The organism is Serratia sp. H1w, from assembly GCF_000633355.1.
GTDB lineage: Bacteria > Pseudomonadota > Gammaproteobacteria > Enterobacterales > Enterobacteriaceae > Chania.
This window is the reverse complement of sequence record NZ_AYMQ01000133.1, coordinates 1-15,599: the sequence shown is the minus strand read 5'-3', so window position 1 is coordinate 15,599 and position 15,599 is coordinate 1. Positions and strand designations below refer to the sequence as shown.

Annotated in this window: 14 protein-coding genes; 7 read left to right on the top strand and 7 right to left on the bottom strand. The window is 54.6% G+C overall.

The genetic code is table 11. The features are described 5' to 3' along the window. Window positions 1-36: 36 nt before the first annotated feature. Both ppx and ppk1 read right to left on the bottom strand, forming a co-directional pair. Complete coding sequence (gene ppx, locus U869_RS0126585) at window positions 37-1,596, bottom strand: exopolyphosphatase (protein ID WP_025123698.1); 1,560 nt, start codon at window positions 1,594-1,596, stop codon at window positions 37-39. A gap of 10 nt (window positions 1,597-1,606) precedes the next feature. Then, on the bottom strand, window positions 1,607-3,670 hold the full coding sequence (gene ppk1, locus U869_RS0126580; RefSeq protein ID WP_025123699.1) for a polyphosphate kinase 1: 2,064 nt from the start codon (window positions 3,668-3,670) through the stop codon (window positions 1,607-1,609). A gap of 255 nt (window positions 3,671-3,925) precedes the next feature. Between ppk1 and U869_RS0126575 the strand changes: the two genes are divergently transcribed. The 3 genes from U869_RS0126575 to pstB are packed head-to-tail and all read left to right on the top strand — an operon-like array spanning window position 3,926 to window position 8,575. Further along, complete coding sequence (locus tag U869_RS0126575; protein ID WP_025123700.1) at window positions 3,926-6,085, top strand: ABC transporter permease subunit; 2,160 nt, start codon at window positions 3,926-3,928, stop codon at window positions 6,083-6,085. Continuing rightward, window positions 6,082-7,734 (top strand): phosphate ABC transporter permease PstA, encoded by a 1,653-nt coding sequence (pstA, locus tag U869_RS0126570; RefSeq protein ID WP_025123701.1) that lies wholly within the window; start codon window positions 6,082-6,084, stop codon window positions 7,732-7,734. Before U869_RS0126575 ends, pstA begins: the two co-directional genes overlap by 4 nt. 28 nt (window positions 7,735-7,762) lie before the next feature. Then, window positions 7,763-8,575 (top strand): phosphate ABC transporter ATP-binding protein PstB, encoded by an 813-nt coding sequence (gene pstB, locus U869_RS0126565; RefSeq protein ID WP_025123702.1) that lies wholly within the window; start codon window positions 7,763-7,765, stop codon window positions 8,573-8,575. A 12-nt stretch (window positions 8,576-8,587) separates the two neighbouring features. Here the strand turns inward: pstB and U869_RS31590 are convergent, their stop codons facing one another. After that, window positions 8,588-9,319: a polymer-forming cytoskeletal protein gene (locus U869_RS31590; protein WP_081795975.1), complete on the bottom strand. Its 732-nt coding sequence runs from the start codon at window positions 9,317-9,319 to the stop codon at window positions 8,588-8,590. 321 nt (window positions 9,320-9,640) lie between these two features. Here U869_RS31590 and U869_RS0126555 point away from each other — a divergent pair, with 321 nt between their 5' ends. Beyond that, on the top strand, window positions 9,641-10,147 hold the full coding sequence (locus tag U869_RS0126555) for a DUF1993 family protein (RefSeq protein ID WP_025123703.1): 507 nt from the start codon (window positions 9,641-9,643) through the stop codon (window positions 10,145-10,147). Window positions 10,148-10,187: 40 nt separating this feature from the next. On the opposite strand, the gene speG is transcribed toward U869_RS0126555, so the two are convergent. The 3 genes from speG to purM all read right to left on the bottom strand — a co-directional run bounded on the left by speG (window position 10,188) and on the right by purM (window position 12,531). Next, window positions 10,188-10,745, bottom strand: a complete 558-nt coding sequence (gene speG, locus U869_RS0126550; protein WP_025123704.1) for a spermidine N1-acetyltransferase — start codon at window positions 10,743-10,745, stop codon at window positions 10,188-10,190. Between the two features lie 110 nt (window positions 10,746-10,855). Next, window positions 10,856-11,494, bottom strand: coding sequence for a phosphoribosylglycinamide formyltransferase (purN, locus tag U869_RS0126545; RefSeq protein WP_025123705.1), 639 nt, complete (start codon window positions 11,492-11,494; stop codon window positions 10,856-10,858). Next, window positions 11,494-12,531 (bottom strand): phosphoribosylformylglycinamidine cyclo-ligase, encoded by a 1,038-nt coding sequence (gene purM / locus U869_RS0126540; RefSeq protein ID WP_025123706.1) that lies wholly within the window; start codon window positions 12,529-12,531, stop codon window positions 11,494-11,496. Before purM ends, purN begins: the two co-directional genes overlap by 1 nt. A gap of 48 nt (window positions 12,532-12,579) precedes the next feature. On the opposite strand from purM, the gene U869_RS0126535 reads away from it, so the two are divergent. The 3 genes from U869_RS0126535 to uraA all read left to right on the top strand — a co-directional run bounded on the left by U869_RS0126535 (window position 12,580) and on the right by uraA (window position 14,832). Next, window positions 12,580-12,786, top strand: a complete 207-nt coding sequence (locus U869_RS0126535; RefSeq protein ID WP_025123707.1) for a hypothetical protein — start codon at window positions 12,580-12,582, stop codon at window positions 12,784-12,786. Further along, complete coding sequence (upp, locus tag U869_RS0126530; RefSeq protein WP_025123708.1) at window positions 12,786-13,412, top strand: uracil phosphoribosyltransferase; 627 nt, start codon at window positions 12,786-12,788, stop codon at window positions 13,410-13,412. Before U869_RS0126535 ends, upp begins: the two co-directional genes overlap by 1 nt. A 130-nt stretch (window positions 13,413-13,542) precedes the next feature. Continuing rightward, window positions 13,543-14,832, top strand: a complete 1,290-nt coding sequence (gene uraA / locus U869_RS0126525; RefSeq protein WP_025123709.1) for a uracil permease — start codon at window positions 13,543-13,545, stop codon at window positions 14,830-14,832. Window positions 14,833-14,944: 112 nt separating this feature from the next. Here uraA and U869_RS0126520 read toward each other — a convergent pair whose 3' ends face one another. Next, complete coding sequence (locus tag U869_RS0126520; RefSeq protein WP_025123710.1) at window positions 14,945-15,445, bottom strand: hypothetical protein; 501 nt, start codon at window positions 15,443-15,445, stop codon at window positions 14,945-14,947. Window positions 15,446-15,599: the final 154 nt, after the last annotated feature.

The window sequence follows — 15,599 nt, the reverse complement described above, 5'->3', positions numbered from 1 at the left end:
CCCGGTCTGTACAGGGAGAGGGGTGGGGTGAGGGGATTACGCCTTAAGTTCGGCGTCTGCGTCCTGCTCACCTTCTTCTTCGATCATCAGCTTCCAGCCAACCACGTCATTCCAATATTCCTGCTCACGTTCAAAATCGAGCTGTACCAGGTTGTTCTGCGTCAGATAGCCAGCAGGGAAGCGCAGCGTCCAGTGATTATCATCCGTTTCCAGACGCAGGGTTTCTGGCGTGGTAGTAGCTTGACGCTGATTGTTGAGCAGGGTGCTCAGGCGTAACAGTTGGATCAGCGGCAGATAATATTTCTTCTTGAACAGGTTCAAGCGGGGCAACTCTTCGAGCTTGATCGCTTTGCGCTGGAAACGTACCAACGCCGACAACAGCAACTGCTGTTCCTGATTGAAGCCCGGCAGGTTGGTATTTTGCAGGATATAGGCGGAATGGCGGTGCATGCCGCTATGGTTGATGCTCAGGCCCACTTCATGCAACATCGCTGCCCATTTCAGCAGCGCTTCCAACTGTGGCTGCACCAGCTTGGTATTTTGCGCCATCCACTGGGCGTACAACAGCTCGGTGGTGTCGAGCACGCGCTTGGCCTGCTCACGGTCGATATTATAGTGATCGGCCAGGCTTTTGGCCGTGCGGCTGCGAATATCTTGGTGGCGGAAGCGGCCTTCCATCTCATACAGCACGCCTTCGCGCAGGGCACCGTCAGACAGGCGCAGATCGCGAATAGCCAACGCATCAAATACCCCACATAGGATCGCCAGCCCCGGCACAAACACCGATTGGCGATCTTCCGACAGCCCAGGCAGGCTCAAGGCGCTGAAGTTTTTAAACTGCAACACCTGTTCGACCAGCAACTCCAGCCGTTCGAGGGTAATCAACCCGTCTTTTTCGCCCATCGCGACCAGCACTTCGTGAGCGGCCTTGATGGTACCAGACGCGCCCAAGGCATATTGCCAGCCCTGAATGCGGTATTGCCACGCCAGGGTTTCCAACTTCTGGGCGGCGGCTAAACGTGCGCGCTTAAAGTTGGTTTTGCTGATCTCTCCCTCAGGGAAGAACAGGTGGGCAAAGCTGACGCAACCCATCCGGCGGCTTTCAGCCAGCAGAGGTTCGAAATCTTCACCAATGACCAATTCGGTCGAGCCACCACCGATATCGATCACCAGCTTGCGGCCTTTTTCCGGCTGAGTATGTTCGACCCCCATAAAAATCAGACGGGCTTCTTCCTGCCCGGCGATGATTTCGATCGGATAGGGGATCACTTTTTCCGCCTGCTTGAGGAACACTTCGGCATTCACCGCCTGACGCAGGGTGTGGGTCCCCACGATGGTGACGTTATCCGCCGGGAAACCCTGTAGCCGCTCGGCAAACAGCGCCAGGCAAGCCAGACCCCGTTCCATGGCTTCGTCACTGAGCACGTTATTGCTGTCCAATCCATCGGCAAGGTGTACCCGCTGTTTTAAACGGCCTAACACCTGTAAAGCGCCGTTAACGACGCGGGCGATCACCATATGGAAACTGTTCGAGCCAAGATCGATGGCAGCGATTTCCTGTGGCTTGTTATTGGTGGCGGTGCTTTTTAGCGGCATAGTTGCTGGCCTAGTTTTCCGGTTGTTCCAGAGCTTTTAAATACTCATAAATGGCCACCTGTGCACGGACCTTACGGCGATTGCCACGCGGTACATACTGGTTGCTCAGTTCTTTATCGATATAGCGGGCCTTGACCGTATCGCTGAACAGCAGCTCCAGAATATCCAGAACGCGCTGTTTGAGCGCCGGATCCAGCAGCGAGACGGCCACTTCGATACGGTAATCTATGTTGCGGGTCATCCAGTCGGCGGAAGAGAGGTAAACCCGTTTGTCACCTTTGTTTTCGAATACGTATACCCGATCGTGTTCCAGATAACGGTCGACGATGCTGATAACCTGAATATTGTCGCTAATGCCCGGCAAGTTGGGGATCAGCGAACACATGCCGCGCACCAACAGACGGATTTTCACGCCGGCAGCGGCAGCGGTATATAACCGATCTACCAGCCCTTTATCCACCAGATTATTTATTTTCAACATAATCGCGGCGTTTTCACCGGCCAGGGCGTTGGCAATCTCACGATCGATCAGGTCGTACAGCATACGGCGGGAGTTCTGCGGCGAAACCATCAGGTTGTCGAAGGAAACCGGCCGGTACGGATTTTCAATAAAGTTGAATACCCGGCGTACTTCGTTAGTGATGCGTGAATCGGCGGTCAGCAGCGAGTAGTCGGTGTAGATACGGGCCGTTTTTTCGTTAAAGTTGCCGGTACCAATATGAGCATAGCGCACAATATCCTCGCCTTCACGGCGTGAGATCAGGAATAGTTTGGCGTGAATTTTCAGCCCCGGCGCGGAGAAGATAACGTGCACTCCGGCCTCTGTCAGGCGTTTGGCCCAGTGGATGTTGGCCTCTTCGTCGAAACGTGCCTGCAACTCCACCACCACGGTCACTTTCTTGCCGTTATGCGCCGCGTGGATCATCGATTCGATGATGCGCGAGTCTTTGGCCACCCGATAGATATTGATTTTGATTGCCAGCACGCTAGGGTCGAATGACGCCTGGCGCAGCAGTTCCAACACGTGTTCAAAGGTGTGATACGGGTAGTACAGCAGCACGTCTTTTTCGCGGATGGCGTCGAAGCCGTTGCGGAATTTATCGAACCAGATATGCCGCAGGCGCGGTAGCGGACGGTTGACCAGATTGGCCTTGCCAACGTTGGGGAAGCTGATGAAGTCTTTAAAATTGTGGTAGCGGCCACCGGCGATCACCGAGTCGTAGTTGGAGATCCCCAGCTTGTTGCGCAGCAGCTCCACCATCTCGTTGGGCATATCGCGCTGATATACAAAGCGTACCGGTTCGGCGGTCAGGCGCTGTTTGAGGCTCGATGACATCAATTCCAACAGGCTGGATTCCATTTCGGTCACCAGATCGTATTCCGCATCGCGCGTCATTTTCATCGAATAGGCGTTGAGCGCGTCGTAATCGAAGAAGCCCTTGAAGATGTCGTCCAGGCAATAGCGCAGGATGTTGTCCAGCAGGATCATCGGCTTGCGGCGGCGTGGAGCTTCCGGCGGCAGGTTGACGAAACGGGGCACTTTGTCGGAAGGGATTTCCAGTAGCGCATAATCGATGCGTGTACCGCGAATAATCTCCACCGCCAGATAGGTGTAGTCGTCCTTCAGGAACTGCACCAGATTGGTGTCATGATTGATCAGGATCGGCGTGATGTGCTGGCGCAGGTGCTGCTTGAAGTATTGTCGCAACCAGATTTGCTGGTTTTCCGACACCTGGCGTTCGTTGATCAGGAAGATCTGGTTACGCGCCATTTCCAACAACAGATCGTTGTACAGGCCGTCGAACTCCTGATCGGTCTTCAGCACCTTGGCCTGAATTTTTTTCAGCAAATGACGCGAAGCGCCGCCCGAGCCCTGTTCTTCGCTGATCAAGATGCGCCGTTTCAGATCGGCAAAGCGGACCTTATAGAATTCATCCAGGTTATTGGAGTAAATGCCCAGAAATCGCATGCGCTCAATCAGGGGATTGCTCTTATCTGCGGCTTCCTGCAATACGCGTTCATTAAAGGATAACCAGCTTAATTCTTTGTCGATGTAGAGCTTTTCCTGACCCATTGCTACTCCAGTTCGATTTTAGAAAAGGATCGGACTTGATGCCGAATACCGCTTTAGTGTCCTCCGACATTATTGCGAGAGATTGACAACAATGTCCAACATAACTGCGGAGTTATCCTGCCGCGATGCCCGCTGCAAATAGATATTCATCTTGCGCTACGCCCGGCAACTTTGTCATGCAAACGTCACAAAACTGACATAAGATGCCCGGTTATCTTTGGGCGCAAGCCCGACAATGGAACCGACGACAGGCAAATGGCACAGACAACGCTTAACCAACATCCCCGGGATCGCCTGCGCGCACGCGTTGATCGTGGCGTGCAAGGGGCCGTGACGGTCAGCGGGCTGCTGGTATTGATGACGCTGATGCTGATCTTTGTCTATCTCTTACTTTCGGTATTACCGCTGTTCAAACCGGCATCGCTAGGTGCTTCACGCACCTTGCCAATGGCCCACACTTCCCCGGCGTTGGCTATCGGAATGGACGTACAGCAGCGTATTGGCTATCGCATCGATCGCCAGGGGGAAGGGCGTTTTTATTCGTTGCAGTCTTCGGATCCTAATCCGGCGCCGCAAACGTTATTGAGCCTGCCTACCTCATTCGCTCAGGCGGTTGGGGAGCGCGATCTGTTTGTCCTGGCGCGGGCGGATGGCCGATTGATGGTTGCCCAAGCCGATTTTGCACCGGTGGGAGGTGGCGAACCGCAGTGGCGCTTCCCACTGGGGCAGGAGCCCTTGGCGTTTGATCCCCATGGACATGCGCTGACATTGCTAAGTTTGGCGCAAGTCCGCCAGGGGAATTTCCTGCTGGCAGCGGTAACGGACGACAATCGGCTGCTGTTTGGGCGTTTCAACCCGACGCTTCAGGGCCAACCAACGGAAATCCCTTTGGTTGCGGCTCCTCAACAACTGCTGCTAACGCCGGATGGTCGCCAGCTTTATGTGTTAACCGGTAACCAACTGGCCCGCTATCAGATTGAAGGTAAACAGCCGCAGTTGCGTGAGACTCGCACCCTTGGTGAACATCCGCCCTATCGCCTGACGGCGTTGCCTGGGGGAAGCGCATTGCTGATCCAGGCCAGCGACGGCAGCCTGCGTGAATGGTTTGACGTGGAGAAGAACCAGCGCTATCAGTTGGCTCCGATCCAGCAATTTATCCATCAGACGACCCCACAGGAACTGCTGGTGGCCGAGCCGTATCGGCGGGTCTTCGCCACCTTGCAGCCGCAAGGGGAGTTCGCCTTGTTCTCCAGCATCCAGTCCAAGCCGTTGCTGAAGGACCAACTGCCTGCCAACGTGCAGCAAATGGCATTTGCCCCACGTGGCGACGGGCTATTGCTGGAAACCGCCCAAGGCTGGCGGCACTACGCGGTGGATAATCTCTATCCAGACGTAACCTGGCGTTCGCTATGGCAGCGGCTGTGGTATGAGAACTACCCTGAACCGGCCTATGTGTGGCAATCCACCTCGGGTGAAGATAGCTACCAGGCTAAGTTCAGCCTGATGCCGGTGATCTTTGGTACCTTCAAGGCGGCCGCCTACTCCATGTTATTCGCCATTCCGCTGGCGCTGGCCGGGGCTATCTATACCGCCTGCTTTATGTCGGCGGGGCTACGGCGGGTAGTGAAACCGGCGGTCGAAGTGATGGGGGCGTTGCCAACGGTGGTGATTGGGCTGGTGGCCGGTATCTGGCTGGCACCGATGATTGAACGTTATCTGCTGGCCGTGCTGGCCTTGCCGTTCCTGTTGGCCGGTGCCGTGCTGTTATGCAGTTGGCTGGTCAATCGATTTACGGCGCGCCCCTGGTCGCCAGGTTGGGATTTGCTGCTGTTGTTACCGGTGGTGGTACTGACCGTTTGGCTGACGCTGGCCGTTGGGCCTTGGCTGGAGCTTAAGCTGTTTGGTGAACCGCTGCATTTCTGGTTGGGCGAGGATTTCGATCAGCGTAATACGCTGGTGGTGGGCGTGGCGATGGGCTTCGCACTGGTGCCAATTATCTTTTCGCTGGCAGAGGATGCGCTGTTCAGCGTTCCTGCCTCGCTTAGCCGGGGTTCACTGGCCCTGGGAGCCACCCAGTGGCAAACCGTATTGCGTGTGGTGTTACCTTCCGCCAGCGCCGGTATCTTCTCGGCGTTGATGATTGGGTTTGGCCGCGCGGTGGGGGAAACCATGATCGTGCTGATGGCTACCGGCAATACACCACTGATCGACGGCAGCCTGTTCCAGGGCTTGCGTGCCATGGCGGCTAATATTGCGATCGAAATGCCAGAGGCCGTCACGGGCAGCAGCCATTATCGGGTGCTGTTCCTGACCGCGCTGGTGCTGTTTATCTTTACCTTTGTATTCAACACGCTGGCGGAGGCGGTCCGTTTGCGCCTGCGTAAGCGTTATACGCTTAACCAGGAGACACCATGAGAGGCTGGGTCAAAAGCGGCTCCCCGTGGATTTGGCTGACGGCGGCCTCGGTGGCCATCAGCCTGCTGGCACTGATCGGCATTATGTTGCTGTTGGCCGGGCAGGGGACGCGTTATTTCTGGCCTAGCCCGGTTTATCAGTTCGAACTGAACCAGACGGCCGCAGGCCCGGTGACGGTAGTGGGTGAACTGTATCAACGGCAGACCATCTCGCGCCAGCAACTGCAAGACGCCGGTGTCGCGTTGCCTCCGGGAGACGAACAAAGCTTTATCCGCTATCTGATCAAAGTGGGTAACCGGGAAAGCGAAGGGCAGGATTTCCGCACCTTACTGGCCAGCGATGTCGGTAACATGACCACTCCGCGCGATTTATTGGTGCTGGAGCGTAACAGTAACGGGACCGCTTATGGCTATCTGGCCGGTTTACTGGAAGATGGCCAACCGTTGACCGGCAGCGATCTGAGCCAGGCATTGCAGCAGCGCTTGCCACAGATTGCGGCGTTGACCAAGCAGGCGCGCGATATTCAGTTCCGCGATATGGCACGGATTAACGAACAGTTTGAAGACTTGCGTCTGCATGAAAAGCGCCTGCTGCGTGAGAATAAGCTGGATGCGCGTTGGCAAGCCTCTATTCATGCCGAACGGCTGGAATTGCAGCGCCAATACCGCCTTCTGGCGGGCAAGCTGCAAGGGTTGGAGCGCGATCGCCAGCGTGATGCCTTGCAACTGCGCGACATGCATGGGCAGGTGCACACCATTGCCCTGAGCCAGGTGCGTGATGCCTGGTATCCCAATGACATGAACAGCGGGCAGAAGTTGGCGCACTGGGCCAAGCAGATCCAAAAATTCCTGACCGACAGCCCACGGGAAGCCAATACCGAAGGGGGCGTGTTCCCGGCGATCTTTGGCACCGTGTTGATGGTGATCCTGATGTCGATCGTGGTGATGCCGTTTGGTGTGATCGCCGCCGTCTATCTGCACGAGTATGCAGGCAATAATCTACTGACGCGGCTGATCCGCATCTCCGTGGTGAATCTGGCGGGGGTACCGTCGATCGTCTACGGCGTATTTGGCCTTGGGTTCTTTGTCTATATGGTAGGGGGCTCGCTCGACCGGTTGTTTTACGCCGATTCCTTGCCCAACCCGACGTTCGGTACACCGGGCGTGCTATGGGCCGCATTGACCTTGGCCTTGCTGACCTTACCAGTGGTGATTGTCGCCACTGAAGAAGGGCTGTCGCGTATTCCCGTTTCGCTGCGTCAGGGGTCGTTGGCGCTGGGCGCAACCCGAGCAGAAACGCTCTGGCGCATCGTGCTACCGATGGCGGCACCGGCCATGATGACAGGGCTGATCCTGGCCGTGGCGCGAGCGGCGGGGGAAACGGCACCGCTGATGCTGGTCGGCGTGGTGAAATCCGTCCCGGTGCTGCCAGTGGACGATATTTTCCCTTACCTGCACCTGGAACGTAAATTCATGCACCTGAGCTTCCAGATCTACGATATGGCGTTCCAGAGCCCGAGCGTAGAAGCGGCGCGGCCACTGGTCTTTGCCACGGCATTCCTGCTGGTGCTGATTGTTGTTGGGCTGAACCTGACGGCAATGGGTATCCGGCACTCGTTGAGGGAGCGGTATAAAGCATGGTCGCAGTAACACGATGGGATTTTTTAGGGAGAGCCAAATGAGTCTGATAACGCCGGGCAGCTTACCCCGGCTGGATGTCCAGCACCTTGCCGATGAGGATACCGCGCTGGCGGTAAATGGCCTCGATCTGTTTTATGGTGACAAGCAGGTGCTGCACAATATTTCCCTGCGCATTCCCAAACATCGGGTGACGGCGCTGATTGGCCCTTCTGGCTGCGGCAAGTCCACGCTGCTACGCTGCTTTAACCGGATGAACGATCTGGTGGAACGCTGCCGGATCGACGGCGAGTTACAACTAAATGGTGAAACCATTTCCGGCCCGCAGATTGACGTGGCTGCTTTGCGGCGGCGAGTAGGTATGGTGTTCCAGCGGCCAAACCCGTTTCCAAAATCGATCTACGAAAACGTGGTTTACGGCCTGCGCTTACAGGGCGTGCGTGACCGACGTATTCTGGATGAAGCCGTGGAGCGATCCTTGCGTGCCGCTGCGCTGTGGCATGAGGTGAAAGATCGGCTACGGGAAAATGCGTTTCGCCTTTCCAGCGGCCAACAGCAGCGGTTGGTGATTGCCCGGGCTATCGCGGTGGAGCCAGAAGTGTTGCTGCTCGACGAGCCGACCTCTGCGTTGGATCCGATCTCCACCTTGACCATCGAGGAGCTGATTTCGGTGCTGAAACAGCGCTACAGTGTGGTGCTGGTCACTCACAACATGCAGCAGGCGGCACGGGTTTCCGACTATACGGCGTTTATCCACCAGGGGACGCTGGTGGAATATAGCGATACCGATGCCATTTTCACTTCGCCACGCCAACGCCGTACAGAGGATTACATCACTGGCCGTTATGGCTGACGGGCGAGGTGCTTAATTGGCTTGCTGGTTCGGCTGTGCGGCCTGCTGTTCAGGTTCAACCTTCTTCAGCGCGGTGACTTTTGTCTGAGCGGGTTGGGCCTGAGCGGGGGTTTTCTGCATCAGCTGCGACTGGCCAATAAACAGGCCGCCTTTCTCGATGGAGATTTCGTCGGCGAAAATATCCCCGCGCATGCTGCCCTTCGGTTGGATTGACAGAGAGTCGGCGAAGCAGCGGCCTTCAACCGGGCCGTTAATCATGATCTGCTGGGCGCGGATCTCACCTTTCACATGGCCAGTAGTTTCAATTCGCGCCATGTGGCTGCAAATGATATTCCCTTCAACCCGGCCTTCGACAATGATATTGCCGTCACCTTCGATCACGCCGGTGAACAGCGCACCATTAGAGATAAAGGTGTCCTTCTTGGCGCGGATGGGCTTGATCGCATCGAGCACATCGTTTGCTGGGGTCGGTTCGGCATGGGCAGATGCTTGCGGTGCAGGCTGATCGATCAACTCCTGTGCCTTTTCCGTAGCAATCGACTTGTTTTTCTTATTGAATGACAACATTTTATTCATCCTTGTTGTTTTGTAGATAAACGCCAGCGTTGCCAACAATGCCAGCAGCAAAGCGGCCAGCAGCGCGCGTTTTAAGTAGATCCCGGTGACGCTGATCCCTGTCAGCCAGAGAACGATGGACAGTGCCCATAATCCCCATACACACCATAATAAGTTGTAATTACGCATGTTTTTTCAGGCCGTTTGAAGTCCGTTCCAGGCGAAAGTGCGAGATGCCAGAGGTGATCTGCCGGCTGCCCGCGTGACGGTTCCTGTAGGGCTATCCCTAGTCGCAGGGATGATACCTAATAACGCGAGCTAATTCACCACTCCGTTGGTCGATCGAAGAATCCTCTGAAGCGGCGTAACCAATCAATTAATTGTATGGTAAATAGTAATTAATTGATTATTTGAATGGCATCGGCGAACAGTCACAAACTGTAAAACAACTCAACGACATTGATTTGGCAACCGGCGTAAGATGACGAGTTACTCACATCTGGAGGTTGTATGTCTTTGTCGATTTATGCCCATTGCCCATCGCAGTTTATCCGTGGTTTGCAGATCCTGTCAGCGTTGCTGAAAAAAGGTGAACAGTTCTTGCAGGAGAAGCAGCAGGCTGAAAGCGTGCTGTTAGAAGCCCGGTTGGCGCCGGATATGTTCGCTCTGCTGCGGCAGGTGCAGATTGCCAGCGATGCGGCCAAAGGCGCCGTGGCCAGATTAGCCGGGCAGGAAGTGCCCTCTATGCCGGATAACGAAGCCAGCTTTGCCGATCTTTACCAGCGTATTGAAAAAACGATTGCCTATGTGCAGGGTTTCCAGGCGGCCGATTTTGCCGATGCCGATGGCCGCAATATTGAGATAAAAAGCAAAACGCGTGATTTCCACTTCACCGCGCAAGATTTCCTGCTGACCTTCGCCATTCCCAACTTTTATTTCCACCTGACTACCGCTTACAACATCCTGCGTAATCAGGGTGTAGCAGTGGGTAAATGGGATTATCTGGGCGCCAAGTAATTGTGGTTTTCGGGGAGAAGAATATCTCCCCGGTTTGCTGTTATTTCACCAACGGCTTATCGCTAGCCTGGGCAGTCTTGAACTTCGCCAGATACTGCGGCTGGAAGATGCACATGCGCAGCACGGTGCGGTATGCGCCGCTAACGAAGAATTCGTCAATCAGCTCGCCTTCCACCTCAAAGCCCAGCTTGCTGTAAATATGGATCGCCTTCGGGTTCTCTTTGTCGACGATCAGATACAGCTTATAGAGGTTAAGTACTGAGAAGCCATAGTCCATCGCCAGCTTGGCGGCGGTGCTGGCATAGCCTTTGCCCTGATGTGCCGGATCGATGATGATCTGGAATTCGGCACGGCGGTGAATATGGTCGATCTCTACCAGTTCAACCAGCCCGACCTTGGCCCCTTCATGTTCGATGATAAAGCGCCGTTCGCTCTGGTCGTGAATGTGTTTATCGTACAGATCGGAAAGCTCAACAAAGGCTTCATAAGGCTCTTCGAACCAGTAGCGCATTACGCTGGCGTTGTTATCCATCTGGTGAACAAACGCCAGATCTTCCCGCTCCAGCGGGCGCAGCCTGACGTTGGTGGTGCTCGACATACATTCTCCTCGGGTCATTAATCTGGCCAAAGTATAACCCCAGGCGCTGATTCAAGGCGAAAAAAAACGGCACCGCGAAGGGTACCGTTTAGATTGCAGCTAGTTGCAGGTTAGTCGGCCGCATAGCCTTGTGCAGGCAGGCGTTCACCATCCAACCAGGCAGCGTTGTCACGCATCGCCAACCGCCCTTCGATAAACCAGCTCACCACCAGGGGATAAATGGTGTGTTCCTGGGTCTGCACCCGCTCAATCACCTCATCTTCCTCGTCACCGGGGAAGATTGGCACCTTGGCTTGCAGGATCACCGGGCCACCGTCGAGCTGCTCCGTCACGAAATGCACCGAAGTGCCATGTTCGGCATCGCCGTTGTCGATAGCTTGACGATGGGTATGCAGCCCTGGATATTTCGGCAGCAGGGAAGGGTGGATATTCAGCAGGCGTCCGGCATAGTGCTGCACAAACGCGTTGCTGAGAATACGCATATAACCGGCCAACACCACCAAATCGGGCTGATGCTGGTCGATGGCCTGCGCCAGCGCAGCGTCAAAGGCTTCACGATCGGCAAAGGCTTTGGCATCCAGCGCCTGAGCGGCAATGCCAGCTTCCTCGGCACGCTGCAAGCCATAAGCCTGTGCGTTATTGCTGATTACCGCCACGAGAGTGGCGGCGATCCGGCCCTGTTGGCAGGCGTCGATCAGCGCCTGGAGATTACTCCCCTGGCCGGAGACCAACACCACAATCTTTTTCATCACTGAATGACCACTTGTTGTTCGTCAGAAGAAGCGATCAGTTTACCAATCTGCCAGGCTTTTTCACCTGCGGCAGTTAATATTACGATGGCTTTTTCTACCGATTCTTGTGGCAGCGCGATCACCATACCGACACCACAGTTAAAGGTGCGGTACATTTCATGGCTGCTCACGTTGCCTGCCTGCTGCAACCAACCAAATACGGCAGGCCATTGCCAGCTCGATTCGTCGATCACCGCCTGCATGCCTTCTGGCAGCACGCGTGGGATGTTTTCCCAGAAGCCGCCGCCGGTCAGATGAGCAATAGCGTGCACGTCCACTTTCTCGATCAATTCCAGCACGGATTTAACGTAAATCCTGGTTGGCTCGAGCAGGTGGTCCGCCAGCGGCTTGCCATCCAGATCGGTGGTAGCAGGATCGGTCTTGCTCACTTCCAGGATCTTGCGCACCAGCGAATAACCGTTGGAGTGCGGACCTGAAGCACCCAGAGCGATCAGTGCGTCGCCAGACTGAACTTTGCTGCCGTCGATGATTTCGGATTTCTCCACCACACCCACGCAGAAACCGGCGACGTCGTAGTCTTCACCGTGGTACATGCCAGGCATTTCGGCGGTTTCACCACCAACTAACGCACAGCCGGATTGCTTACATCCTTCGGCGATCCCGGTGATCACGCTGGCGGCGGTGTCCACATCCAGCTTGCCGGTAGCAAAGTAATCCAGGAAGAACAGCGGCTCTGCGCCCTGAACCACCAGATCGTTAACACACATCGCCACCAGATCGATACCGATGGTGTCATGGCGCTTCAAATCCATCGCCAGACGCAGCTTGGTGCCCACGCCGTCGGTGCCGGAAACCAGTATCGGCTCGCGGTATTTCTGCGGCAACGCGCACAGGGCGCCAAAACCGCCCAGCCCACCCATCACTTCCGGGCGGCGGGTCTGTTTCACTACACCTTTGATGCGGTCTACCAATGCGTTGCCAGCATCGATATCGACACCTGCGTCTTTATAGCTGAGAGAGGTTTTGTCGGTCACTGCGCGATCCCCACGACGGTTTGCGGTTTGAGAACGGTGCTTCCGGCGATGATGCCGGAACCAGGCGCGGCAATTCTAACAGCGCAAGCAAACGTTTGCGAGAACCATGTGCGCCCGCTCGAACTTTTCGTCTTCTATACTGTTGATCAATCTTTTGTTGATCTCGATCCGGCTATTGGTAGTGGCGCGAAGCGCAAAAGGCGGTATAATCCGGCGATTTTTTTGGCCGCAACCACCTTAATAGGAGAAAAATGATGAAGATCGTTGAGGTGAAACACCCGCTGGTTAAACACAAGCTTGGTCTGATGCGCGAACACGATATCAGCACCAAACGCTTTCGTGAGCTGGCTTCTGAAGTGGGTAGTTTGCTGACCTATGAAGCGACAGCCGATCTGGCGACAGAGAAAGTCACCATCGAAGGCTGGTGTGGGCCGGTTGAAGTTGAGCAGATTAAAGGGAAAAAAATTACCGTAGTGCCAATCCTGCGTGCCGGCCTGGGCATGATGGAAGGGGTGCTGGAGCATGTACCAAGCGCTCGTATCAGCGTGGTTGGGGTTTATCGTGACGAAGAAACCCTGGAGCCGGTACCGTATTTCCAGAAACTGGTTTCCAACATCGACGAGCGTATGGCGCTGGTAGTTGACCCAATGCTGGCTACCGGTGGTTCGATGATCGCCACCATCGACCTGCTGAAGAAAGCTGGTTGTAGCAGCATCAAGGTGCTGGTGCTGGTTGCGGCTCCTGAAGGGATCGCCGCGCTGGAGAAAGCGCATCCGGACGTTGAGCTGTATACCGCCTCGATCGACCAGTGTCTGAATGACAAAGGGTACATCGTGCCTGGCCTGGGTGATGCAGGCGACAAGATATTTGGTACCAAATAAAAATATAAGCCGACCAGAGAGTCGGCTTTTTAATGCCCTTGGTTTTTCAACGCAGGCAAAATTTGCCGTGCCTTGAAATCCACAGGGGTTGTTAAAAGACTAACCAACCTGTTCAGAGGAAAAACACCACATGACCCGTCGCGCCATCGGCGTTAATGAACGCCCGCCGCTGTTCCAGACTATCCCGCTCAGCTTCCAGCATTTGTTTGCCATGTTTGGGGCCACCGTGCTGGTCCCCATCCTGTTCAAGATCAACCCGGCAACGGTGCTGCTGTTCAACGGCGTGGGGACATTGCTGTATCTCTTTATCTGTAAGGGCAAGATACCGGCCTATCTGGGTTCCAGTTTTGCGTTTATTTCACCTGTATTGCTGCTGTTGCCGCTGGGGTATGAGGTCGCACTGGGTGGTTTTATCATGTGCGGCGTATTGTTCTGCCTGGTGGCGTTGATCGTCAAGAAGGCAGGAACCGGCTGGCTGGACGTCATGTTCCCCCCTGCGGCGATGGGCGCAATCGTTGCCGTCATCGGTTTGGAGCTGGCGGGCGTGGCGGCTAATATGGCCGGACTGTTACCCGCAGAAGGCACTGCCGCAGATAGCACCACCATCACCATTTCGTTAGTCACGCTGGGTGTAACCGTCCTGGGCTCGGTGCTGTTCCGTGGTTTCCTGGCAATTATCCCGATCCTGATTGGCGTATTGGTGGGTTATGCGCTGTCGTTCTTTATGGGGGTCGTCGATCTGACGCCAATCCGTGATGCGCACTGGTTTGCCTTGCCGACCTTCTACACGCCACGCTTTGAGTGGTTTGCCATCTTCACCATTCTGCCTGCGGCATTAGTGGTGATTGCCGAGCACGTTGGCCACCTGGTGGTCACGGCGAACATCGTTAAAAAAGACCTGCTGCGCGATCCGGGCCTGCACCGCTCAATGTTTGCCAACGGGATCTCTACCGTGATTTCGGGATTCTTCGGTTCCACGCCTAATACGACCTATGGTGAAAACATCGGCGTAATGGCGATCACTAAGGTTTACAGTACCTGGGTGATCGGCGGGGCGGCTATTCTGGCCATTCTGCTTTCCTGCGTCGGCAAGCTGGCGGCGGCGATCCAGGTGGTGCCGGTGCCGGTGATGGGCGGCGTTTCCCTGCTTTTGTACGGGGTGATTGGCGCTTCGGGTATTCGCGTATTGATTGAATCCAAGGTGGATTACAACAAGGCGCAAAACCTGATCCTGACCTCGGTGATCCTGATTATCGGCGTTAGCGGTGCGAAAGTGCATATCGGCGCGGCGGAATTGAAAGGCATGGCGTTGGCGACCATCGTCGGGATCGGCCTGAGCCTGCTGTTCAAGCTGATTAGCCTGTACCGTAAAGAGGAAGAAGTGATCGACGTGCCGGAAGAGCGCCTTGATCATAAGTAAAGGGTAATGACTTAACCGCTAGCCAAGGGTAAGTCAGTGGGAGCCACCACTCTCTAAAGTGGAGAGTGGCTGGCGCTTGGTCCTACGGGGATTGGCCTGAAATTTATTAGTATTACAGTCTATTACAGAAGAATAGCGGAGTATCGGTAAGAGAGAAAAAGTATCCTTGCTTACCCGCCTTGTGTATGGTGTAGCTTGATAGGCTACCTACTTTGTACAGTATCTCAGGGACCAGCTGTTTTTCCATCTCTGCAGGAATGCTATCTCTGGGGTCCTTATTAATGTAAAGCGTTTTTAAAAAAAACAGCTTATCATTACCTACCTGATAACTGACAATGATATCTCGCCTCAAATAGTAAATTTTATTCGCATAGTGAATATTTGAAGTGAATGAAATCCTTCCCTTTCCCTCCTTGGCGTTATCGATCTCTTCTAAATGAATCGTTATATATCTGTTCACTGTTTTTCCTGGCTCAGGTTTGAACCACTTATAATAAGTGTCCGCTTCACACGACAAACCGCTGTTGTTATCTTTGAGGTTGAATAAGTACAGAGTTATCACAATAATTGTGCAAATTACGCCAGATAGTAGTGTCATTTTATTATTATTCATAACCACTCCAGTGAAATGATTTACAATGGTTCTTCAAGCTACCATTAAGTCTGTTTTCACAGGAAATAATCGACTCCATTTTGCTTTTTTTATTCTCAGCATAATATATGAACTGTCTTTTTGAACTATCGCATGGGTCAAGTATTCAATGTGT